The sequence below is a fragment of the Nostoc sp. C057 genome, from assembly GCF_013393925.1.
Classification (GTDB): domain Bacteria; phylum Cyanobacteriota; class Cyanobacteriia; order Cyanobacteriales; family Nostocaceae; genus Nostoc; species Nostoc muscorum_A.
The window spans coordinates 4,507,033-4,529,002 of record NZ_CP040281.1 but is presented as its reverse complement, the minus strand read 5'-3'; the positions used below and the strand labels follow the sequence as shown (position 1 = coordinate 4,529,002).

At 41.8% G+C, this 21,970-nt stretch carries 16 protein-coding genes; 4 read left to right on the top strand and 12 right to left on the bottom strand.

Going from position 1 to position 21,970, the window contains the following annotated elements:
• The first annotated feature begins 14 nt into the window (after nt 1–14).
• Nucleotides 15–1,394, top strand: a complete 1,380-nt coding sequence (locus tag FD724_RS19425) for a serine/threonine-protein kinase (RefSeq protein ID WP_179073753.1) — start codon at nt 15–17, stop codon at nt 1,392–1,394.
• Nucleotides 1,395–1,677: 283 nt separating this feature from the next.
• On the opposite strand, the gene FD724_RS19420 is transcribed toward FD724_RS19425, so the two are convergent.
• Nucleotides 1,678–2,592 carry a DUF3365 domain-containing protein gene (locus FD724_RS19420; protein ID WP_179073752.1) on the bottom strand — a complete coding sequence of 305 codons (915 nt, stop codon included), beginning with the start codon at nt 2,590–2,592 and terminating at the stop codon, nt 1,678–1,680.
• A gap of 182 nt (nt 2,593–2,774) precedes the next feature.
• On the opposite strand from FD724_RS19420, the gene FD724_RS19415 reads away from it, so the two are divergent.
• Nucleotides 2,775–3,629 (top strand): phosphate/phosphite/phosphonate ABC transporter substrate-binding protein, encoded by an 855-nt coding sequence (locus FD724_RS19415; RefSeq protein ID WP_114083144.1) that lies wholly within the window; start codon nt 2,775–2,777, stop codon nt 3,627–3,629.
• A 283-nt stretch (nt 3,630–3,912) separates the two neighbouring features.
• Here FD724_RS19415 and FD724_RS19410 read toward each other — a convergent pair whose 3' ends face one another.
• The 5 genes from FD724_RS19410 to FD724_RS19390 form a co-directional block, all read right to left on the bottom strand.
• Nucleotides 3,913–4,683 (bottom strand): hypothetical protein, encoded by a 771-nt coding sequence (locus tag FD724_RS19410; protein ID WP_114083143.1) that lies wholly within the window; start codon nt 4,681–4,683, stop codon nt 3,913–3,915.
• Between the two features lie 728 nt (nt 4,684–5,411).
• Entirely contained in the window at nt 5,412–8,183 is a 2,772-nt protein-coding gene (locus FD724_RS19405) for a GAF domain-containing protein (RefSeq protein ID WP_179073751.1), read from the bottom strand.
• 958 nt (nt 8,184–9,141) lie between these two features.
• Nucleotides 9,142–9,612, bottom strand: a complete 471-nt coding sequence (locus tag FD724_RS19400; protein ID WP_114083141.1) for an N-glycosidase — start codon at nt 9,610–9,612, stop codon at nt 9,142–9,144.
• Between the two features lie 146 nt (nt 9,613–9,758).
• On the bottom strand, nt 9,759–11,426 hold the full coding sequence (locus tag FD724_RS19395; RefSeq protein WP_179073750.1) for an ATP-binding protein: 1,668 nt from the start codon (nt 11,424–11,426) through the stop codon (nt 9,759–9,761).
• The gene (locus FD724_RS19390) at nt 11,423–12,127 is read right to left on the bottom strand and encodes a response regulator transcription factor (protein ID WP_179073749.1); all 705 of its coding nucleotides are present in this window, start codon (nt 12,125–12,127) and stop codon (nt 11,423–11,425) included. The genes FD724_RS19395 and FD724_RS19390 overlap by 4 nt, the downstream gene beginning before the upstream one ends.
• A 150-nt stretch (nt 12,128–12,277) precedes the next feature.
• Between FD724_RS19390 and FD724_RS19385 the strand changes: the two genes are divergently transcribed.
• Together FD724_RS19385 and FD724_RS19380 are read left to right on the top strand one after the other, a co-directional pair.
• On the top strand, nt 12,278–12,547 hold the full coding sequence (locus tag FD724_RS19385; protein WP_179073748.1) for a hypothetical protein: 270 nt from the start codon (nt 12,278–12,280) through the stop codon (nt 12,545–12,547).
• A gap of 115 nt (nt 12,548–12,662) precedes the next feature.
• A complete protein-coding gene (locus FD724_RS19380; protein ID WP_179073747.1) occupies nt 12,663–13,310 on the top strand; it encodes a hypothetical protein in 648 nt (215 codons plus the stop codon).
• 133 nt (nt 13,311–13,443) lie between these two features.
• On the opposite strand, the gene FD724_RS19375 is transcribed toward FD724_RS19380, so the two are convergent.
• The 6 genes from FD724_RS19375 to FD724_RS19350 all read right to left on the bottom strand — a co-directional run bounded on the left by FD724_RS19375 (nt 13,444) and on the right by FD724_RS19350 (nt 21,872).
• Nucleotides 13,444–14,004: an HdeD family acid-resistance protein gene (locus FD724_RS19375; RefSeq protein ID WP_179073746.1), complete on the bottom strand. Its 561-nt coding sequence runs from the start codon at nt 14,002–14,004 to the stop codon at nt 13,444–13,446.
• A 705-nt stretch (nt 14,005–14,709) separates the two neighbouring features.
• Nucleotides 14,710–16,302 (bottom strand): iron uptake porin, encoded by a 1,593-nt coding sequence (locus FD724_RS19370; protein WP_179073745.1) that lies wholly within the window; start codon nt 16,300–16,302, stop codon nt 14,710–14,712.
• 129 nt (nt 16,303–16,431) lie between these two features.
• On the bottom strand, nt 16,432–17,478 hold the full coding sequence (locus tag FD724_RS19365) for a Gfo/Idh/MocA family oxidoreductase (protein WP_179073744.1): 1,047 nt from the start codon (nt 17,476–17,478) through the stop codon (nt 16,432–16,434).
• A gap of 295 nt (nt 17,479–17,773) precedes the next feature.
• Complete coding sequence (locus FD724_RS19360; protein ID WP_179073743.1) at nt 17,774–19,174, bottom strand: sugar porter family MFS transporter; 1,401 nt, start codon at nt 19,172–19,174, stop codon at nt 17,774–17,776.
• A gap of 146 nt (nt 19,175–19,320) precedes the next feature.
• Nucleotides 19,321–20,319 carry a ribose ABC transporter permease gene (locus FD724_RS19355; RefSeq protein WP_179073742.1) on the bottom strand — a complete coding sequence of 333 codons (999 nt, stop codon included), beginning with the start codon at nt 20,317–20,319 and terminating at the stop codon, nt 19,321–19,323.
• Nucleotides 20,316–21,872 (bottom strand): sugar ABC transporter ATP-binding protein, encoded by a 1,557-nt coding sequence (locus FD724_RS19350; RefSeq protein ID WP_179073741.1) that lies wholly within the window; start codon nt 21,870–21,872, stop codon nt 20,316–20,318. Before FD724_RS19350 ends, FD724_RS19355 begins: the two co-directional genes overlap by 4 nt.
• Between the last annotated feature and the right edge of the window lie 98 nt (nt 21,873–21,970).

Genomic DNA, 21,970 nt, shown 5'->3' with positions numbered 1-21,970 from the left:
AGGCAAGTGAGACAATGTTAGGACAATTATTAGACGGACGTTACCAAGTCCTCCAAGTCTTAGGGGGAGGTGGATTCGGTCAAACCTATATAGCTCAAGATACCCATCGGCCAGGTTTCCCGAAATGCGTTGTCAAACACCTTAAGCCTGTCACTCGTAGCCCCGAATTTCTCGAAACAGCTAGACGGCTATTTACCAGTGAGGCAGAAACACTAGAAGAACTGGGCAACCATGACCAAATTCCTCGGCTTTTAGCCTATTTTGAAGATAACCAAGAGTTCTTTTTGGTGCAAGAGTTTATTGAGGGACATACTCTAAAAGCAGAACTCTTACCGAATCAACTTTGGACAGAAGATCAAGTAATTCAACTTCTGCAACAGATGTTGGGTATTCTGCAATTTATTCACAGCCACAACGTTATCCATCGAGATATCAAACCAGACAATATAATCAGGCGGCAAAAAGACGGTAAGTTAGTGCTGATTGACTTTGGTGCAGTTAAACAAGTCCAAACTCAACTGCTTACAGTTTCAGGGGGCACGGGGGCTACTATTATCATTGGCACCCCAGGATATATGTCTACAGAACAGGGGCAAGGTAAGCCCCGTTCTAACAGCGATATTTATTCTTTGGGTATTATTGGTATCCAATCGCTGACGGGGTTACATCCTATCAACTTTGAGGAAGATCCAGATACTGGTGAAATTTCTTGGCAACATCAGGCTAATGTCAGTTCTGAGTTGGCATCTGTGCTATCTAAGATGGTGCTACATCACTTTAAACAGCGCTATCAATCTGCGGCTGAAGTTTTACAGGTGCTTAAACATCTTGATAGTAAAGTAGCAGCGCAATCACTTCAATCAGCATCTTTTAGACAATTATCTCAAGCTTCGCTTTCTCAACAAAACTCAATTGGGTATCCGTCTGCTTCCATCCTGTCTACGGAAAATTATAGCCGCTTAGAAAAGATTCTTTTGGAATTTGTCGGCCCCGTTGCCTCAAGATTACTCCAACAAGTTGCGGCATCAGCACCCAACTGCGAAGAATTAATTAATCAATTAGCCCTTCATCTTCGAGGAAATCAACAAATTGATTTTAAGAAGAAAACAATGTTTCTACTAGAGAAGCCTACTCTACTACAGGAATTTACTGTTAAATCTGAAATTCAGTCCAATAATTTACCAAGCCAAGAATCTCAACTAATCAGCGATAGCTTTGTGCATCAGTGTGAGCGGGAATTGGCTGATTTAATAGGCCCAATAGCTAAGTTTCTAGTCCAAAAAGCTGTTAAGTCATCTGGGCAAATTTCTCGTGCAGAATTTGTGCAACTTTTAGCATCACAAATTCCCGAACCTCAAAAAGCTTTGAAATTTCAGCAACGCTTACTTTCTTAAATTTTTCACTCATAGCGCAATCTTGTTCAGTTATACCGTTTCTTTGTGAAGCTGGGCCAAATCTATTAATTTATTATTTCTTCTCTTCGAGACGCTTTGCGTTGGCGGAAGCCTCTCGTAGAGATGGCGGTTCGTTCTTTATTTCTCGTACTTTTTTATCCAAGTCAGTTTTTTTATGAACCGCACGCAGAGGCGCAGAGGACACAGAGAGAATAAAGAAATCCTTAATGGAAGCGTATGGTTTTGGCTTTAACAGATTCATAATCTAAAATCCAGAATTGTGTTAGCTTTGGTTATTCAACATCTCCATAGCTATTTTTAAGCTTGATTTCATGCGATTAAATGCTTCTGCTAACCCACCAATCTCATCATTAGAGCTTTCTTCAAAATTAGCGCTCATATCACCAACACTAACTTTTTGGGCTATTTTTTCAATTCTTCTGATGCGCTGAATAACATATTTTTTGATTAAGAAGTTAATTAAGAAAACTACGATCGCAAAGATAGTTATTAAAAGCCCCATGATTAATACCCAAGTCCGTTTGGCATTGGCAAAAATCTCTTGGGAAGGAACAGAGATTATTTGAGCAGAAACAATCTGATTAAGTTGCCAGCCAAAACCATTTTCCGAACCATAAGTTGCCAACTGACTCTTAGGAGCCTGATCTGGTGTAGAATGACATCGCAGACATTTCTGTTGTGTAATCTTTAATGGTTGCGCTATGTAAAATACTTCGCCTTCTGATAATTTCCGAAAGCCTGTAATTTCTTGAGTTTTGGATTCATTGCGAAAACGTTCTACAAGTTGAGTTTCAAAATTATCAGCTTTATCCGCTAAATTTGTTGGATTAAGTGTTGCATCTTTATGAAAAAAGTTTTTATATTCAGGCTTTTTACGAAAATTCTCAAAGACTTCTTTAGAAGAAAAAGTTGGTACAATTTCAGGCATGAACGTTGGGTTAGTATCTAGTCTAGGTTCTAATAAGGGATCTATCCGATTTTGTGTATAATCTCTAACTGCGTTCACCATTTGAATGAGAATCTGCGCTTGAGAAGTTACTTCATTTTGCGCTCTCCCCTGAAGTACACTGGATAAGGCAATCCCACTTCCCACAATACTGACTATGAAAACTAATATTAAAAGTAAGTTAAATTTAGCACCGATTTTTAAGTTTTTTAATGTAATGTTGTTTAACATAACCTAACCAATGAAGGTGGTATCTGAGTTTGTCTAATATTTATTTATACTTGTTAGAAAGCATCTCAACAATATTTAAATAAATATTAACTTTTTGCCGCAATGTAACCTATTTAGGCAGCAGTCAAACTTATCTAAATTAGTTCTGAAAACCAAGTTACTTCCTTAACCAATAATTAGTGATGTTTTTGCGACTTCCCCGACGTTTATTTCTGTTTAATCTGCTAGGTTTGACATTTGCTGCTTGTCAATCACCAAATGATATTAATGGTACGTTAACTGTTGGTGTTCTCAACTATGGTGGAGGCGAACAGATAATTAATCAATATGCTAAATTTAATAGTTATTTGGGTGAAAAAACAAACTCATATATTCAGCTAGAGCCGGTTTTTAATGAAAATAGAGCGGTTGAGCGCCTAGAAGCTCGTGCTTGGTCATTGGTATTTGCTCCACCGGGTTTAGCGGCTATTGCGATCGCACGTCACCAATATGCTCCCCTATTTCCTTTAATAGGTATTAATAATTTGCGCTCAATTTTCGTTGTTCGCAAAGAGAGTCCAATTACCGAATTGAAACAGTTACAAGGTCAAACACTGGCTTTAGGTCAGTTAGGTTCAGCAACAGGATATTATTTTCCTCTTTACAATCTTTATGGTACAACACTAGCTGAGATCCTATTTGCACCCACACCTAAAGCCGCGCTGGAATTGGTGGCTCAAGGAAAAGCGATCGCCTGTGCTGTTTCAGAGGCTGAATTGGCTCTCTACGGTTCACAGTCCGCCCCCACGGAATTCCGTATACTATTTAAAGACCCTCACTATGTACCATTAGGCGTGGTCTTGATTGGCCCGAATGTAGAACGTAACCGTCAAGAGTTTATCCGCAAAGTGATGAGTGATGCGCCTTCTGGTTTAGCTCAAGAAGTGGGGTATGTACCCAATGGACAAGTACCAGATTACAAATACATGATTTCTGTGGTCGATCGGGTAAGCTCAATTACTTCTAAGCTGCAAAAGAAACCTGTCCAATTATTTTGATTTACATCAGCGATAAGGTAAAAGGCAAAAGGAATTTATTTAGGGACTTTCAAGAAATAAATTACCAAAATGAAACGAACCACAGAGAACACAGAGGAATGAGGAGAAGAGAGTTTTTTGTCAGTTGTTTGGGTATTTTTTTATTTGGAAGTCCCTTATGATTATAGCGTTTACTAAGCAACTGAGGTACACCCAAATCTTGGTTAGTAAGGTTAGTAGCTTTGAAAACGTACCTCACCAGATCGGTAAGCGCTATATTAACTTTTTACTTTTTACTGATTGCTCAAAAAAACAATTTGAATCGTGCTAACTGGTTTTGAATTGTTCCTGTCAGGATTTTATTTAGTTCTGTAGTGTCTTGAAATTGCAAAATTTGCTGTGTGGGTAAGTCGAAGGGAAATTGTCCTTCAATATCTGGACGTTGCATTTGTGCTAGTACAATCTGTTCAGATCGCTTACTTTGGATAGCATAGCCAATCTCAATACAGACATTGGGACTAGGAATTAGTTGGGGGGTTTCTTTACCGTCAACACTAGCGATGGGTGTGGTGTCAGCGATAAATAACAAACTCTTACGGATTTTTCGCATGATGGTGCGGTTAATCCGTAGAGTAGCACCACTGGGGCGAGAGGATTCTACTAATGTTAGAGGAAGGCGCGATCGCAAGTTTAAACTTTCTAAACTTTTTCGCAGTTCTTCTCTGAGAGCATTCGTCGCAGCGACATACTCAGTTTGATAGGATAAAAAAATTGTTGGTTCTAACTGAGCCAACAGTGCCTGTTTGGTAAAATAAATTTCATGACTAATTAAGTCAATGTTGGCGACGCAATAGCCACCACTTCCTTCAATATAAAATTCAATATTTTCCCCTTCTAGATAGCGCCCAAACCAAGTTGATTTCTTAACTTCGTCACTCTCTTCTAAAAAGTCTGCTCGCAATGCCGATCTCAGCAGGCTTTTTTTGCTTAAGCGAATGTCTGGGGGACGTTTTTCTAGTTCTGGAATCGGCTCGTAATCCTGTAGATACCACGCTCTGAGCGCAATAATTGACATAAGGCGCTATTTAAATTATTTTTCACTATTTAGCTTAGTATAATCTTACACCAAGAGGAGTCCATATCTTAGACTTCTCTTTAAACACAACAACACCCAAGCATCTACTCGCTGAACTATCTTCTCTCGTTGTTTATCAGATGCAGGGATGTACTAATTTTCATTGCTTGTGTTAAACAAGTTATGAAATCTAGTAACAGCGCCCCCTAATCTTCCACATTTGAGGAAATAGCAGTTTTCGCGTTGGGTGTTGCTGTGTTTTGACGAGACAGATGTAAGTTAAACAGCGTCTTTTACCTCTTACTCACGACTCCAAATGCAGCTGTTATATCTGCCAGGGAAGCTTCTTTATGAGCTTCAATTATTAGATTATCACTCATAGATGGAAGGGAGTTTTTTTGCAACGAAACTTTACTTTTGAAGTATTGTGTAATCAAAGTCAATATAAGCGAACGCGCCTACATATTGCACTATTTTCCGTGTAGACCGTCATTAGTCATTAGTCATTTGTGTGTTACCAAGGACAAATGACAAAGGACAACCTCACCAGTTGATATGCTTTCTTATATGCGTAACAGCTTATTGCAGTAATGGAATAACTTCTAAATTCTTTTCCTAGCCTATTTTTAAAAAATATCATCAACCTTTTGGATGAATAAAGTAATTACTAATTCAAATTTTAAGTTTTGAAACAAACATTCTGAAAATAAGGAAGAAAATCTATTTCTCTACCTTGAGTGAACGATTTTAGCTGGAGGCTTGACGGGAATTTCAATCCAGAACTCTGTACCTTTCCCAGGTTCGGAAATGCACTCCATTATTCCGCCATGTTTTTCGGCAATAATCTGATAACTGATTGCCAATCCTAATCCTGTACCCCTACCCACAGGTTTAGTAGTATAAAATGGGTCAAAAATTCGCTTTTTTATCTCTGGAGTCATTCCCGGCCCATTGTCACTAATACGAATCAATAGACGAGAGTTATCTGCTGAGATTCTAGTGGAAATGTGGATAGTAGGCACTGAAGATGGCTTATCCTCTTTGTCCTCCTCCCCAGTCCCCATTTCCCAGTTCCCCATTCCCCATTCTCCATTCCCCGTTTCTAAAGCATCTATGGCATTGCTGAAAATATTCATGAATACCTGATTCATTTGGCCGGCATAGCATTCTATCGTTGGGATGTTGCCATAGTCTTTGATTACCTGAATGCCTGGGAATTCATCATTTCCTTTCAGCTGATGTTGTAAAATTAACAAGGTGCTGTCAATGCCTTCATGCAAGTCAACGCGCTTGTTTTCAGCCTCATCCAAGCGAGAAAAATTGCGTAACGACAGCACTATTGAACGGATGCGATCGCTTCCTACTTGCATTGAGGTGATGATTTTTGGGAGGTCTTCTATCAAAAATTCAAAATCCACTGCTTCGATCGCAGCGCTAATTTCATTATGAGGATCAGGATAGTGTAGCTGGTAGAGGCGTAAAATTTCTAGCAGTTGTTCGATGTAGTCACTGGCGTGGCACAGATTACCGTAGATAAAGTTAACGGGGTTGTTGATTTCGTGAGCGATACCCGCCACCAACTGTCCTAAGCCGGACATTTTTTCGGTTTGAATTAATCTTGTCTGTGTTTCTTGGAGTTTATGTAAAGTCTTTCCTAACTGTTCTGCTTTATTTCTGGCTTCAGTTTCAGCTTTACAGGTTTGTTCGTAGAGTTGTGCTTGTTGAATGGCGATCGCAGCCTGATCTCCTAGTTGTTGCAATAAATCAATTTCTGTATCCTGCCAATTTCTGGGAGCGCTACATTCATGGGCAATTAGTAAACCCCATAGTTCTATACCTATATTAATTGGAACTATTAAGTTTGCTTGAATTTGTAGACTTTGCAAAAACTCTCGATGACAATCACTTAAAGAATTAGTTGAAACGTCGTTAATTGCTCGTACCCTACCCTGAGCGTATAAATACGTATGCTCATCAGGAAAGCATTCTAGTGGTGCATTCACTCCCAAAACTGACTGCCAATTACCATTAATCTCTTCCACAATCACCGATTTACTGTTCAGTTGGAAAATTACTACCCGGTCTGAATTTAGCAGTGAGCGGACTTCGGAGACAATAGTTTGCAGGGTTGTCTGCAAGTCCAATGTACTGCGGATCTGCTCTGTGATTTGCTTGATTACCTTGGTGAGAAGTAATGATTGTTCTAGTTCAGCAGTTTGTTCTTGCACCCGCAGTTCCAAGTTGGCATTCAGGGCTTGTACTTCTTTATATATCTTTTGCTGCTGAATTGCCATTGAAAAGTGATCGTACAAGGCTTGTGCCAATGTCATGTCTTCCGGTTTCCACTCAGGCGCTTGACCCTTTTTTTGCTCTCGCCAAACCTCAAAGGAAAGCTGGGGTAGAAGTTGCCGCCGATTTTGTTCGCATCGTCCCGCCCACAAGATTTCCGTTTCAAATTCAGCGCGAAAAATGCTTAATACACCGATAAATTGTTCCCGGTAATGCAGGGGAATCACCATCAGTCCGCGAATTTGAGTAGAACGAAATGCTAAAGCTAAAACTCGCAAATGCGGTTCTTTATAGAGGTCAGAGGTTGCCCAAATATTACCTGGTTTACACTCAGTCATCCAGTTTTGCCATGTAGGATGCTGTTCAATAATTCTGCTATCTAATTCGTAGGGTAGTGTGGGTTGGTCGCCCCAGGTGTATAGTTCCCGGCTCTCTTCAATGTAAAGCCTGCCACCTACTGCACTGAATGCGGTAATAACTTCTTGAATAGCTCCTTGCAACTGGATTGTTGGTAGTTTATGCAATAGTCTGGTGACTCGGTTAATAGTAGCTTCTTGCTTTTGCTGGGTAAGCGCTGCGGTGAGTAGATTACTTTGAGCGATCGCGATCGCAACCTGATCGGCAACTTGCTGCAATACTTTGATTTCCCGCTTTAAAATCTTTCGCGGTTCACTCTGGTGAGCTACCAGCAATCCCCACAATTTAGGCTTTGCCGATTGTTCTTGTGGATCACGATCTAAAATTGGCACTACTAAGGAAGATTGCACACCCATTGCCTTTAAGTATTGAATATGGCACGGGTCTACTTGCCGATAGTAGATATTAGTTTGTAGGCGTTTGCCAGTTTCTGTTGATTGTAGAGGTGATAACCCGATTTTCTCGTTTGCTACATCGACAATCGAACGTTGCCCCGCCAACACAAACATCTCTCTGGCTGCTTCGGGGATATCATGAACTGGGAAGCGCAACCCTAACAAGGATGGCAGACGCTCGTTATAAATAGATTCAGCAATGACTTCACCACTACCACTAGTATCAAAACGATATACCTTGACTCGATCTGCACGTAAGAATAACCGTACTTCAGTAACGGTAGTTGTTAATATTTCTTGAAGATCGAGCGATCGCCTGATTTGTTTGATCATCCGGTGCAGTAAGCTTTCTTGCTCTAAGCTTTTCTGCAAGCCGTTTGGTTTATCGATAGATGTCATTGCTTATGTACACCATAACTGAAGTATAGTTTTTCTTATAATTGTCCCTAATGATAAATTTCAATTTACAATGCCTTGATTTTTATTCCATTTCAATAAATTTCTGCGACAAAGGCATTGCGAGGGCCGTACATCTGTTGCAATTTTTTTAGAAATGGATTAAAGGGTATTTGAAAAGTATTGGATATTTTGCTTAATTCCCGTAGTCCTAAGAAAGTTGATTTAGGGAGATATCAAACTATTTGGTGTATCATTAGTGACTTTTCAAACATCCTTTCAATTTTAAAGTAAATAAAAATTTAACCATTGACACTTATTGATTTTATATTCTTAACCATTAAAATATTTCAGTATTTTTACTTAAATAATATCTTCATCATTACCTTATTTTCTTGACCATTTTTGCCCCGAAAGCTCCCTAAAGACCACAGTAGTTTCCCTTGAAAAGCTATGTATTAGTCAGATATTTCTTAATATTTACAAGGGCGATCGCTCCTACAAGTCTCAAAGCCTTAAACTACATTGTATATTCTCAATAGCAATAAGCTTTTTTAGCAGAAATAATGACTAATTTGCCAATTTAGCAAGAAAATTCAAGCATTGCAAGCAATGTAAAACAATGGTTTGAATATTGCTAATACAAAATGTCAATAATAAATTAAATGGTCTTGAACTTGCTCTTTATTAAGTAGCTTTAGGGAGATTTAAGCTTTAAATGAACTTGATTTAATTATTGGCAATTTTTCAAAAAATTTTGACTGGAGAATTTTAATATTCCCCGTCTAATTACTGATTTTATATTAAATGTAACTATAAAACTCCTATTTGATTTTTGAACAAGACTCAGTACGGATCTATCCCTTCTTTCCTATTCCCTATTCCCTGCCCACACAAGTAAATATGGCTACGCCACGCTGCGTGAACAGGAATCAAACCGGATTCCTATATCTTGATGAAATTATTCGTAAATTCTTGTTAAAGATAGTAAGTTACGAATTTCTTCACGCACACTCATAAGAGTTTTACCGAGATGGTTTTGACCTGCTTTATTAGCACCACAGCCCCAAAAAGAATCGGTTGGGGAGTTTTCAACCAAAAGCTCATCGCCTGTCTTCAGCAGAACTTCTCTAATATCAACATGAGTGAGAAACTTTTTGAGTACAGCTTCTCGCATAATTTGTGTTTTGACCAAATCCCAGTCTCGACGGAGTTGGCGAGTGCTACATCTTCCCAAAGCGGCAGCTTCTTCTGGGGTGGCGGCGGCATGGATGAGGGGTATAATTGCCGCATCTTTGCTGCCAACAAACTTTTGTGCTTGATAATAATGCTCAACAGTTGCCCAGTAAGTGTCCTGGATATGAATTCCGTGGGGAGAAAAGTTAGAAAAACAGCCATAAGGCTGCCAAACCTTATAAAAGTAAATGGTCATTTGAAAATTACTCTTTCATATATAGCAATCCTATTTGATTTGTGAGAATTGCAACTCAAAACCGAACTTATCTAAATTTTGTCACTTCATCAAAGAAGGGAGTTGTTGCAGAGGTCAGTTTTTCTCCCCTGCCTCCCCTGCTCTTTTCACAATAATCTCATTTTTTCGCGTCGCTCTCCTCCTGCCTCCTTCATCGGTAAAGTGAGGGTGAAAGCTGTTTGACCAAAAGCTGTTGAGTCAAGGGTGAGGTCGCCATGATGTGCCCTGACAATTTCACGGGCTAGGCTGAGTCCTAGTCCGATGCCTTCTATTTTGCGGGTTCGAGCCGGATCGCCGCGATAGAAGCGGTCAAAAATGCGTAAACGATCGCTCGCTGGAATATCTTTGGATGCATTGGCAATGATGACGTGGAGAGTTGTTTGAGTTTGATGAGTGCGAATTTTTATCCAGCCGTTGGCGAGATTGTATTTTATAGCATTACTGAACAGGTTTTGCAAAACTTGAATCAGAAGATCGCGATCGCCCTTTAAGCGTAGTCCATCAGTAAAGTCTGTTTGCACAGTCAAGTGGGGAGCCAGCATTTCCACATCTTCTAGCATCTCCATCAGTAACTCAGACATATCCACCTCAACCAAATACAAGCTCATTTTTCCGGCATCTGCTAGAGATAGCAGCAAGAGTTTCCGCATAATTCCACTCAGGCGGCGCACCTCATCTAATAGGTTACTTAAGCGCTGTTGCACTTCACTCCCAGGATCAACCTGTTGCAGTGTTCGTTCTAGTTCACCTTGCAAAATCGTCAGTGGGGTTTTCAGTTCATGAGCCGCATCACCACTAAAGCGGGAAGCTTGGGTAAAACTGCGTTCCAACCGTTCCAACATCAAGTTAAATACCTGAATCAACTCGACAAATTCAACATCAGTTGTTCCAATGGGAATTCGTTGATCTAGTCCTTTAACAGTTACTTGTTGAATAACACCTGTTAATTGATGGATAGGACGCAAAGCACCACCAGAAACTAACCATGCACCAACTGCAACTAGCAGTAGCGATCCCGGAATTGAAACCAGGAAAATATTCCGAATGGTAGCCATTTCTTGATCGACAGCTTGCAGATTCACAGCAATGCCAACCTGAGCATTGGGAAATTTAGTTGCTCCAATTCGCCAAGCTGCTTTTGCTGTCTTTTCAGTGACAAATTTAGGTGGACGTGGACGAAGAAACGGTGGCGGCCCAACATTTCTATTTGAGGGTGGCGGTGGCAGGGCGAACGCACGGGATTTCTGAAACCCTTGCTGGGCAAGGATCTTGATGAAAAAATAGGCTAAATTAAAAAACGCCAAAACCCTTGCTATTAAAGGATTCTTATACTTTAGATGCGTTTGCCCTGGTGGCGGTGGTTCTCTCTGCGGAGGTGATGGTAAAGGTATCAACTGAAGACGCTTAAGCAGCAGGCGATTCACCTCAACGTCGGTAGGTAGGGAGTTAGATTGATAAAGTATGTTGCCGTTTGCATCAAGCACCAGTAGGGCAATGGGGGTTTTTGTATTACTTCCGAAGGCATCAGCTAATGAGTCTTCGTAAAATTGCCATCGTGAGGGGCGGCTTTCTTTACCCTGATTTTCAGGAGGTTCCCCCCGTGGTGGCAAATTCGGAGTTGCCCGCATCAAGTGATTTAACAGTTCTGCATCAAGACGGCTGATTTTAGCATTGTAAATCTGAAACCAGGAGACTGCACCAAAACCGACTAATGTGGTTCCAGCTAGAGCCGCAGACAATAGGGCAATTCGGAGGCGAAATGAAGGGAGTTTCATGAGCTAGACTCTGGTTTGCGAAACCGATATCCAACCCCTCGAATGCTTTCAATCCAGACTAATTCATCAATGTGGTCAATTTTTTTACGAATTCGCTGGATACAAACATCTACGACGTTGGTGTTGGGGTTAAAGTCGTAGCCCCAAACATGCTCCAGAATTTGGGTACGGGTGAAAACCCTTCCAGGAGAGCGCATGAGATACTCCAGAAGATTAAACTCGCGGCTGGTGAGTTCTATCGCCTGGCGATCGCAAGTAACTTCCCTGGTGATGCGATCGAGTTTGATAGGCCCAACACTAAGGATATTTTGGCGTAGGCGTAGCCCGTCGGAGACATCGCTCACACTCCGGCGAACAACGGCATGAATTCGAGCTGCTAACTCTTCTACAAAAAACGGTTTAGCAATGTAGTCATCTGCTCCTAAATTTAGCCCTGCCAAGCGATCGTCTAGTTCATTTCGAGCCGTCAACAAAATTACCGGCGCATTCCGACCTTGCCCCCGCAAGAGTTTTAAGATTGATAGTCCATCCTTTCCCGGCACCATAATATCGAGGATAAGAACATCATATTCATTTTCTAATGCCCGCAGATATCCTTCATCACCGTTATCGCAGTAGTCTACAACAAATCCCTGCTCCTTCAGTCCAGCCCGGACGAAGTTAGCAATTTTCGCTTCATCTTCGACAAATAGAACGTTCACAAGTATTTATTAGTTTATATATTGTTCCATTCTAGGTTCATTACCTTTCTACTTAAATTACAAAACTGTAATTTAGAAAGTACTTGGACTGTAATTTTGAGGTGGCTTAATCAGAAATATGAACACCTTACCTTTTGCAGGTTGATTTATATGAATATTCGTCGAGTCTTAGCCGTAGCAACAATTCCTTTTTTGATTGGTACATTCGGTTTTAGCCTACAAAATCAGGCTTATGCCGCTAATCCATCCAATCGAAATGCCCAGATTTCCCAACAGGCTCAAAGACCACAAATATCTGATAAAAAACCACAGATTAGACATTCTAAACCCCTGTTAAATCATAAAAAACATCCTCCCCAACATCTCCAAAAGCATCATCAGGGTGCGGTTCAAAATCGTGTAGAACACAATAACCGTTAATTGCAGCACCCTTTTTTCCTCAAAATTACAAAATTGTAATTTACAAGCAGGGCAAACTGTAATTTTGGTTCAGTTAAATCAGAAATGTAAACGAGCTATTTTTGGAAAAATGATCATGAATATTCGTAGAATACTAGTTGTAACAGCGATTCCCGTTCTGGTTGGCACATTTGGTTTGATTTCACTCAATCAGGCTTATGCCGCTAATAAATTTTCTCAAATTGCCCAGGTGCAACAACCACCCAATCAACCACCAGAAGGAGAAAAACGCCCACCCCGCCCTGATTTTAAAGCTGCTGCAACCAAGTTAGGAGTTAGTGAACAACAGTTAAAAGATGCGTTGGGTGTCCCTGCCAATCCTCCCACAGGCGATCGCAATCAACGCCCACCTCGTCCTGATTTTAAAGCTGCTGCAACCAAGTTAGGAGTTAGTGAGCAGCAGTTAAAAGATGCGTTGGGTGTCCCTGCCAATCCTCCAAGTGGCGATGTCTACGACGGGCTACGCCTACGCAATCAACGCCCACCTCGTCCTGATTTTAAAGCTGCTGCAACCAAGTTAGGAGTTAGTGAGCAGCAGTTAAAAGATGCGTTGGGTGTCCCTGCCAATCCTCCCACAGGCGATCGCAGTCAGCGCCCACCCCGCCCTGATTTTAAGGCGGCAGCGACCAAGTTAGGAGTTAGCGAACAACAGTTAAAAGATGCGTTGGGTGTTCCGCCTCATCCTCCAGGTGGCGATCGGTCAGCACCTCCTGCAAATCAGTAGTTTACTCACTGAAAGCTTGCTGTAGTTATTACCAGTCTGCTCCATAACTGTGATGTTAGGCTTTAGCGATAGGGTATAGGTTACAGGGTACAAATTATTCTTTATTACCTGTTACCTCTCCCCTATACCCAATTCAAATTCCTGTTCTCTGGTTAGGAATGCGACGGCTAGGCAGTGAGAGCGCGATCATCCAAACACCTGTCAACAAAAAATTAATCCCTGCAAATAATCCCAGCACCCAAGCTGCACTGAAAGGCCATTTATACAAAATTAAAATTCCCAAAATAATGGCCATCATGCCACTAAACAGTGTCCAACCCCAATTTGGCTCTGGACGTATTTGAAATGCTGTAATTACCTCAAATACACCCTCAGCCAAAAAGACAATTCCCAAGGCGAATGTGATGGAGAGCGCAGCACCAAAGATGTTGCCAATCAACATAATCCCAGCAAGTGCATATAGAATACCAACCACTAGCTTTAGCCAGAAGCCTTTTTGTCGTCGTGATTGCAATGCGTGGACAATTCGGACAATACCAGCGATCAATAAAAACCAAGAGATGACGATTGTAATGGCAATCGTGGCAACGAATGGTTCTGCGATCGCTGCCATGCCTAGCACAATCATTAGAATGCCTAGAACGATGAACCATCCTAAACTTTGTCTCACTTGACCGATGTTTTCAGAATTCATAACAGGTTTACCAAATGGGTTAGAATTAGGTTTTATTCAAGGATTTATATTCGTCTTAATTACTTCATTTCTTAACTACTTAAGTTGTGTAGGCTCTGCTTCAGAATATATGTACCAAAGCTATTTTTGGTATTGCATATTTGCGGGATGGAGAAGATGCCCATCTTTGTCTTTACGGGCAGTCTGTATGCCTATTTCCTAAGAATAATTCTCGTTACTTTGCCCCTAGGTTTGTTTTAAGATATAAATGCTCAATCTTAAACAGTCATAAAGATATTTAAAGCAAGCTGTAGAACTTTTAATCTGCACAACTTTGGCGCTCATGTTGCCCACCTCACAAGTAATTTATTTTTTACGAATGCAAATTAAAAGATTTTCAGCCTATTAGTATCATCATGGACAAACGGAATCGTAATCCGCATAAGTAAAGAATTTACAATATCTGAAGTTTTGACTTCCTCACTCCCTAGAGATAAAGCAAGTCCTAGCAAATACTGATATTTAGCTTTGATTAATCTTTATACAGAGTGATGAAATAAAGTGGTGAAGATGCTACTAGATTACGGCGGAATTTAGCTAATAGCTCAGTGAACAAGACTTGGCTAAAATCCCCTTATTAAAGAGACTTATTGTATCAGTTTAAATATTCGAGTATTTTCGATTGATTGCGAGTTGGCTAACAGAGTCTGTTAGCCAACTAAACCATTAAAAATCGAAGGTTGTACGAAGCACGCCCACATACTGCGTATCATTCCTACTATCATTTTCCGGGTTGAGAATCACCCAAAAACCAGGAGTTACTGAGATATTATCGTTCAGGCGGTAGCGATAGAATGCTTCAATATGGTAAGCGGTGTCTCGATCTTGACGGATATCACTGTTAGAGACACGCGGTGGTATCCCAAAGAGAATTCCTGGCAGGTTGCCTTTACCGCCCACATCGGGAAACGACATACCAATCGCTCCAAACCAAGCATTGGCATTATCACCATTGTTTACGAAGAGAGAATCTGTTCCACCCCTACCATTAGAAATATCGCTGAAACCAGAGTTTTTTGCATTTGCCCAAACATATCCGCCCCAAGAGTGAACCTGGAAATTTGGGGAAAAGCGATAGTATCCCTGTACGCCAACAATGCTATTGGAAGTAGCAATGTTATTTCCGAAGGGAGCATTTGAAAGGGCGCTGCCTCTACTGGCGTTGATATCTACAGTGCCAGCAGGGTTATAACCATGAGAGTAGGCGACACCAATAGCTCCTTGTTCGCCGTAATATGCTAAGTGGGCTAGAGCATTGTAGCCGCCATCAAATAAGCCATTTTGCGCTGATGGAACGTTTGGACTATTTGCTAAATAGCCCAAGGTGAGAATCAAGTTTTTACTGATACTCCAGTTAGCGGCTGCACCCCCACCACCCCGCTCGAAGAGGGGACTGTTTTTACCAAAGAGTGAGGGAATCCCATTACCATCATCAGCGATCGTGGCAGGAGTGATGTTATTTGTGATGTCGTTGTAACCAATACCTGTGGGGCCAACAACGAAAGAAAGGGAGTCACCAACGGGGAAGTAGTAACGGATGTGGGGAATTATTAGTGTATTGTTGCTGTCATTATCGAAATTCAGTCGTGTCATGCCTGTGCCTGTGGCTGCGGCAATTTCACTTACACCATTAGAATTTGTAAAGTTGCCAAACTCTAGCCGGACTCGCAATAAATCTTTACCGGTGAAGCTACTCTCTAAGTTGAGACGACCCCGGTTTGCAAAATAGGGACGGGAGTCATCGCTGTCTCTACCCACCCTATTACCAAAGGTATCACTAATGGCGGTAATAATTTGAGCATTCAGCTTGGTAGTGGTGGAAAATTGCTGCTCCTCCAGCATTGCTGTATGTGCTTCCAGGGTATCCACCCGGCCACGCAGAGTTGCCAATTCTGCCGCAAACTCTGTCTGCAAATTTTGCAGCACTGTCAAATCTTCTTTTTTGACTAAATCATTAGTACCCACAGCAATTAATTCATTCACCCGGTCTAAACAAGCATTTAAACCAGCTGCAAATTCATAACGACTCAAGGCACGATTACCGCGATAGGTTGCATCAGGATAACCTGCAATACAGCCATAGCGTTCGACTAGTGATTGCAGTGCCTGGAATGCCCAATCGCTCGGTTTAATGTCGGAAAGTTGGGAAACAGAATTGACTTGTCCCTGCAAATTTCTATCATCTTCTGGAGGTGCTGCCCAAACTGCTGGAACTGCAAAAAATAGGATAAAAAAGCTATGCAGAAGAATTTTAATCATGGACTTATTTATGTGAAAATGGTTGAATTCTGACTTTGTAAAGAAATAAATTACAGTCGAACAAAAGCTTCTGGCTTATAAGCTAGCCAGCATTAAAGTTAGATATTTTGAGTTGAAATTTTAGATTACTTAAAGCAACGCTATAACTTTTTGCTCATTACTGCTTTTAATAGCTGCTTCTATAATCCGCATTACATTAATTCCGTCTTCGGCAGTAACAGCAACTGGCTGATTATCAACAATAGATTTATATACTGCGTCGTAATAGCCTAAATAACTGCCCTGTGAGCTTTTTACTTTTTCCCGAATTACTTTTGTGTCTTTTTCTGTATGCAGCAAGCCATATTCACTTTCTGGCTCTGTATACCAATCAAGTGTATTAGGCTTGATACCCGCGACTAAATACTCTTCTTGGGCATCGGCTCTACTTTTGAGAAAAGAACCCTTAGTGCCATGTATGATGTAGGCAGGTACAGGCTCACGTACCAGGAAACCTGCTTTTAATTTGACGCGCAGTTTGTCGTAGTAGAGTATCAACTCGAAATAATCATCTACCTGCGATCGCACTCTCGTGATTCGGATGTCTGCAAAAATAGCATCAGGCATCCCAAATAAATGCACAGCCTGGTCTATTAGGTGCGGGCCTAAATTGTTTAATATTCCTGCACCTGGACTGGGAATTTCTACATGTTGTTTATGGCTGAGTGCTGGTTTATATTTTTGAAATTGAAATTCTGCTTCAATAATATCACCCAGCAAACCTTCCTCTATCACTCTTTTTACTGTTTTAAAATCACTATCCCACCTGCGGTTTTGATATACAGATAATTTCTTTCCCTGTTTTAATGCCAATTCATTCAGTTGTTCTGCTTCTCTCACTGTTGTGGTAAATGCTTTTTCTACCACTACATGCTTGTCTGCCAGCAAAGCCTGTTTTGTATAATCGTAATGTGTATAAGTTGGTGTATTTACCACCACCAATATTACTCGATTGTCGGCTAGTAATGCTTCCAAAGAAGGATAGCTTTTTAGTTTCGGATAATCTTCCTGTATCAGCTTTTTGCTTCTTTCCCAAGAGCCTGCTAATTGAAAACCGGGATGCAAATCAATGAACGGCGCATGAAATACCCTACCAGACAAACCATAAGAACAAAGAGCAGTATTGAGAGTTTCCATCTTTTTACTGATTGACTGAAGCGAAAGCTTGTATTTAGTTGTTGTTAGATGTTCCAGATAAAGTTTGCAGCATCAGGGCGGGCAAGATGCCCACCCCACAAAATTTACAGCAATCTTTTTTGATTTGATACCAAATCCATTTGTATCGGAATTATTCTTCTTTCCTCTTCTCAGCACCCTCAGCGTCTCTGCGGTTCTTTAATCATTCAGATACTACTGAATTTGATTTGAAAAGTTGAAAATAAAGTTTTTTACGAATGATTGAGTTCAGAATTACAAATTAGGCAGATGCGAATTACATATCTTCCAACTCAATTCCTTTGGTTTCTTTAATAAAAAAGAGAATGAAAAAGAATGAGGTAGCCGCCGCAATTGTATAAAGTCCATAGGCAGAACCTAGACCGAAATATTGGAGTATGGGAGGAAATGTTGTGGAAATAAGGAAATTCGCGACCCATTGAATTGCAGCAGCAACTGAAAGTGCAGCCGCTCGAATCTTGTTATTAAACATTTCTCCCAATAGCACCCAAACCACTGGCCCCCAGGAGAAACCGAAGCAAAACACGTAGAGGTTAGCTGCGATAAGAGCCACAGTCCCGGCGCTTCCGGTGAGGGCGGGGTTTCCAGCAGCATCTAGGGGAGCATTGCCAAAAACATAAGCCATCGTCCCCAAGGTCACGGTCATACCAATTGAACCTATTATTAGCAACGGCTTACGACCAAATTTATCCACGAAGGCGATCGCAATCAGTGTTGTAATAATGTTGACGGCTCCTGTAATCACCGTGATTGTTAGGGAACTTTGTTCGGAAAATCCAACAGCCCGCCATAAAACGCTGCTGTAGTAGAAGATTACATTAATCCCAACGAATTGCTGGAATACAGATAAACCGATTCCTATCCAAACAATGCGAAGGAGTCCACCATTTCTGCTTAAAAGATCAGAAAATCTCGGTTCGCGTTCTCGAAGTACTGTCTGCCGAATTTCTTCGATTTTTGCCAGCACATCGCCCCCCAAAATCTTGGTCAGAACGTTAGCAGCTTCTGGCTCTCGTCCTTGAGCAACCAAGTATCGGGGAGATTCGGGAATCATTAAAGCTGACATTCCGTAAAGTATGGCTGGAGGAATTTCTGTCCAAAACATCCAGCGCCAAGCGGCTATACCAAACAAAAACGGCGACTCGGCTGAACCTGCTGATACAGCAATAAAGTAGTCGCATAGCAGTGCAATGAAAATTCCAACTACGATCGCTAATTGTTGCAGAGATCCCAATCTTCCTCGCAAATGGGTAGGAGAACATTCGGCAATATAAGCTGGCGCGATTACACTAGCAACACCAACTGCAATGCCACCCAATACCCGCCAAAAGATGAAATCCCAGATTCCAAAGGCAATCCCAGAGCCAATAGCACTGATGGTAAACAACACCGAAGCTGCTACCATTGCTTTGACTCGACCATATCGGTCTGCGATTTTCCCTGCATAGAAAGCTCCTAACGCAGACCCTAACAATGCTAGGGACACGGCAAGACCCGTTAACACACTGTTGGCGTTAAAGGCTTTGGCAAGAGCGCCAACCGCACCGTTGATTACAGCAGTGTCAAAACCGAATAGAAAACCGCCGAGGGCAGCAGCACCAGCAATCAAAATCACATAAAATGTGCTGGATTTACGACGAGTAGTAGTAGATGTCATAGTTTATATATTGGGCATTGGGCATTGGGAATTGGGAATTGGGAATGGGGAACTTGTACTGAGCGCAGTCGAAGTCGAAGTATGGGGAATTACTTAATAACCAATAGTTATGCTTCTCCTGCCTCCCCTGCTCCCTTGCCTCTTTTTCAACGTCTAGAACGTCTGCGGAGTCGGTCAATCATGACTGCCAAAATAATTACTAGTCCTTTGACGACTAGTTGCCAGAAGTAAGATAGGTTCAACAGAGTTAAACCGTTGTTGAGAATAGCAATAATTAATGCACCGAGAAGTGTGCCGCCAATGGTACCAATACCACCTGTGAAGCTGGTTCCACCTAGAATAACAGCAGCGATCGCATCTAATTCGTAACCTTGACCCAATATGCCACTGGCACTATATAGACGGCTGGCGCTCATGATTCCTCCTAAGCCTGCCAGTAATCCGCTAATACCATAGACAAATAGCAAGACACGATTAACTTTAATCCCAGTTAATCTGGCTGCCCGTTCGTTACCACCTACGGCATATATCTGCACTCCTAAAACTGTTTGCCGCAATACAAACCAGCTAGCGATTACAGTCAGTAGGGCAATGATTACTAACCACGGCAGAGGCCCGACGTAACTATTACCCACCCAAGCAAAATTGATATCTCGGTTAATCAGCGTTGTCCCTTTGGCAATCAAAAAGGCCACACCCCGCAAGGCTGTAAGTGAACCCAACGTGACAATAAAAGGTGGCACATCCAAGAAGGTGATCAGAGCGCCGTTGACTAAGCCTAAAAGCAATCCTGCCAGCAATGCAGCAGGTACAGCCGCCCAACTTAAAGCCGGCAGTAGCGATACCAGCAGTCCAACTACGGCAGAAACGGCCAATATTGACCCAACTGATAGGTCAATACCACCGGTGAGAATTACAAAGGTCATTCCTGTCGCCAGCACAATATTAATTGATGCTTGACGCAAGATATTGACGATATTACCACCAGTGAGGAAGTTGGGAGAAAGGAATGCAAATAAAATGCAGATAATTATTAAAATCGGCAGAATACCCGCAACTTCCAGCAGAGTGCTGATTGATTTCCGGTTGCGGGATGCAGGATTGTTGGCTGATTTATTGATAGGCGGTCTGACTGTCTGACTCATAATGCTGATACCTCCGATGCTCCAGTTGCATAATGCATAATCTTTTCTTGGGTGATTTCTTTACCAAGGCTGCCGTCCAGTTCGCCTACTAGTTGTCCCTCTCGCATCACCAAGACGCGATCGCTCATACCGACAATCTCCGATAGTTCGCTGGAAACCATTAAAATAGCAACACCTTGTGCTGCCAATTCACTCATAATTCGATAAATTTCACTTTTGGCACCAATGTCTACGCCGCGTGTCGGCTCATCTAACATCAGTACTCTAGGTTTAATGGCTAACCAACGCGCTAGCAGTAGCTTCTGTTGATTCCCACCAGAAAGATCCAATGCTCTAATTTCCAAATTGGCCAGGCGGATATTAAAGTTTTCCACCGCTTCTGTTGACAGCCGATTCACTGAAGGCCAGTTAACAATTCCAGCTTTGGCATCCTGCTTAAGTGTGTTGATAGCAATATTCTTGCGGGCACTCATCTCCAGAAATAAACCTTGGTCTTTGCGGTCTTCCGGGACGTAGCCAATTCCGGCAGCGATCGCATCACTGGGCGTATTAATTTCCAGTTTTTTGCCATTTAAAAATACTTCACCACTGGCTTTGCGGTCAGCACCAAAAATCAGCCGCGATAGTTCTGTGCGTCCTGCACCAACTAACCCCGCTAAACCGAGAATTTCCCCTGCATGAAGTTCAAAGCTAGCCGGCTCAATCTTTTTGCGGGCATCGCTCATGTTTCTGACTTCTAGCACCACGGGGCCTGGATTCATTTGCCGTTGATGTTCGTAAAAGTCTTGCATGGAGCGACCAACCATCATCTGCACTAATCGCTGTGGAGAAATTTCGCTGCGTGTGAGACTACCAATATATTGACCATCGCGCAGGACGCTAATCCGGTCAGCTAAAGCATAGATTTCTTCCATCCGATGACTGATGTAAATAATCGCAATGCCATCACGCCGCAGTTTGCGAATTACTTCGAATAAATGGTCGCTCTCGCGGTCAGATAGTGCTGCTGTTGGCTCATCCATCACCAAAACGCGGCTTTTGTCTTTCAGCGCCCTGGCAATTTCGACTTGCTGCTGTTCTGCGATCGATAAAGTACCAACTATAGTCTGGGCTGTAAAATTCGCTCCCAAGCTATCTAACACTTGCTCTGCTTCCAGTTGCATCGCTTTGCGGTCTAAAAACTGGCCTCGCCGCAACTCGCTACCCATAAACATATTTTCGGTAACGGTTAAATTAGGTGCAACGTTCAGTTCTTGATAAATAAGATTAATACCCGCTTTGCGTGCTGTCGCCGGATCGGTAATTTTCAGGGGTTGACCATTGATGCGAATTTCTCCTTCATCGGCAATGTAAGCCCCTGCCAGGATTTTCATCAATGTGCTTTTGCCTGCTCCGTTTTCACCCATGAGGGCGTGAACTTCTCCTGGATAAATCGTGAGATTAACATTTTGGAGCGCAGATACACCATGAAATCGTTTGGTAATCCCTTGCATTTCTAATACAGGGGTGGTGGTTGGTGCATCAGGAAATGAGGTTTCAATACTTGTTGTCATGAACATCTCCTGTAAAAAGAATCTAAAAGTCGCAAGTTGTGAGTTAGAAATTAATCAACTCACATCTGATGTGAAATTAAAAGCATCACAAAATTCTG

Bases quoted from the DNA above. Each gene is read 5' to 3' on its own strand.
- FD724_RS19425 (WP_179073753.1), top strand. From the start codon at position 15: ATGTTAGGACAATTATTAGACGGACGTTACCAAGTCCTCCAAGTCTTA.
- FD724_RS19420 (WP_179073752.1), bottom strand. From the start codon at position 2,592: ATGTTAAACAACATTACATTAAAAAACTTAAAAATCGGTGCTAAATTT.
- FD724_RS19415 (WP_114083144.1), top strand. From the start codon at position 2,775: ATGTTTTTGCGACTTCCCCGACGTTTATTTCTGTTTAATCTGCTAGGT.
- FD724_RS19410 (WP_114083143.1), bottom strand. From the start codon at position 4,683: ATGTCAATTATTGCGCTCAGAGCGTGGTATCTACAGGATTACGAGCCG.
- FD724_RS19405 (WP_179073751.1), bottom strand. From the start codon at position 8,183: ATGACATCTATCGATAAACCAAACGGCTTGCAGAAAAGCTTAGAGCAA.
- FD724_RS19400 (WP_114083141.1), bottom strand. From the start codon at position 9,612: ATGACCATTTACTTTTATAAGGTTTGGCAGCCTTATGGCTGTTTTTCT.
- FD724_RS19395 (WP_179073750.1), bottom strand. From the start codon at position 11,426: ATGAAACTCCCTTCATTTCGCCTCCGAATTGCCCTATTGTCTGCGGCT.
- FD724_RS19385 (WP_179073748.1), top strand. From the start codon at position 12,278: ATGAATATTCGTCGAGTCTTAGCCGTAGCAACAATTCCTTTTTTGATT.
- FD724_RS19380 (WP_179073747.1), top strand. From the start codon at position 12,663: ATGAATATTCGTAGAATACTAGTTGTAACAGCGATTCCCGTTCTGGTT.
- FD724_RS19375 (WP_179073746.1), bottom strand. From the start codon at position 14,004: ATGAATTCTGAAAACATCGGTCAAGTGAGACAAAGTTTAGGATGGTTC.
- FD724_RS19370 (WP_179073745.1), bottom strand. From the start codon at position 16,302: ATGATTAAAATTCTTCTGCATAGCTTTTTTATCCTATTTTTTGCAGTT.
- FD724_RS19365 (WP_179073744.1), bottom strand. From the start codon at position 17,478: ATGGAAACTCTCAATACTGCTCTTTGTTCTTATGGTTTGTCTGGTAGG.
- FD724_RS19360 (WP_179073743.1), bottom strand. From the start codon at position 19,174: ATGACATCTACTACTACTCGTCGTAAATCCAGCACATTTTATGTGATT.
- FD724_RS19355 (WP_179073742.1), bottom strand. From the start codon at position 20,319: ATGAGTCAGACAGTCAGACCGCCTATCAATAAATCAGCCAACAATCCT.
- FD724_RS19350 (WP_179073741.1), bottom strand. From the start codon at position 21,872: ATGACAACAAGTATTGAAACCTCATTTCCTGATGCACCAACCACCACC.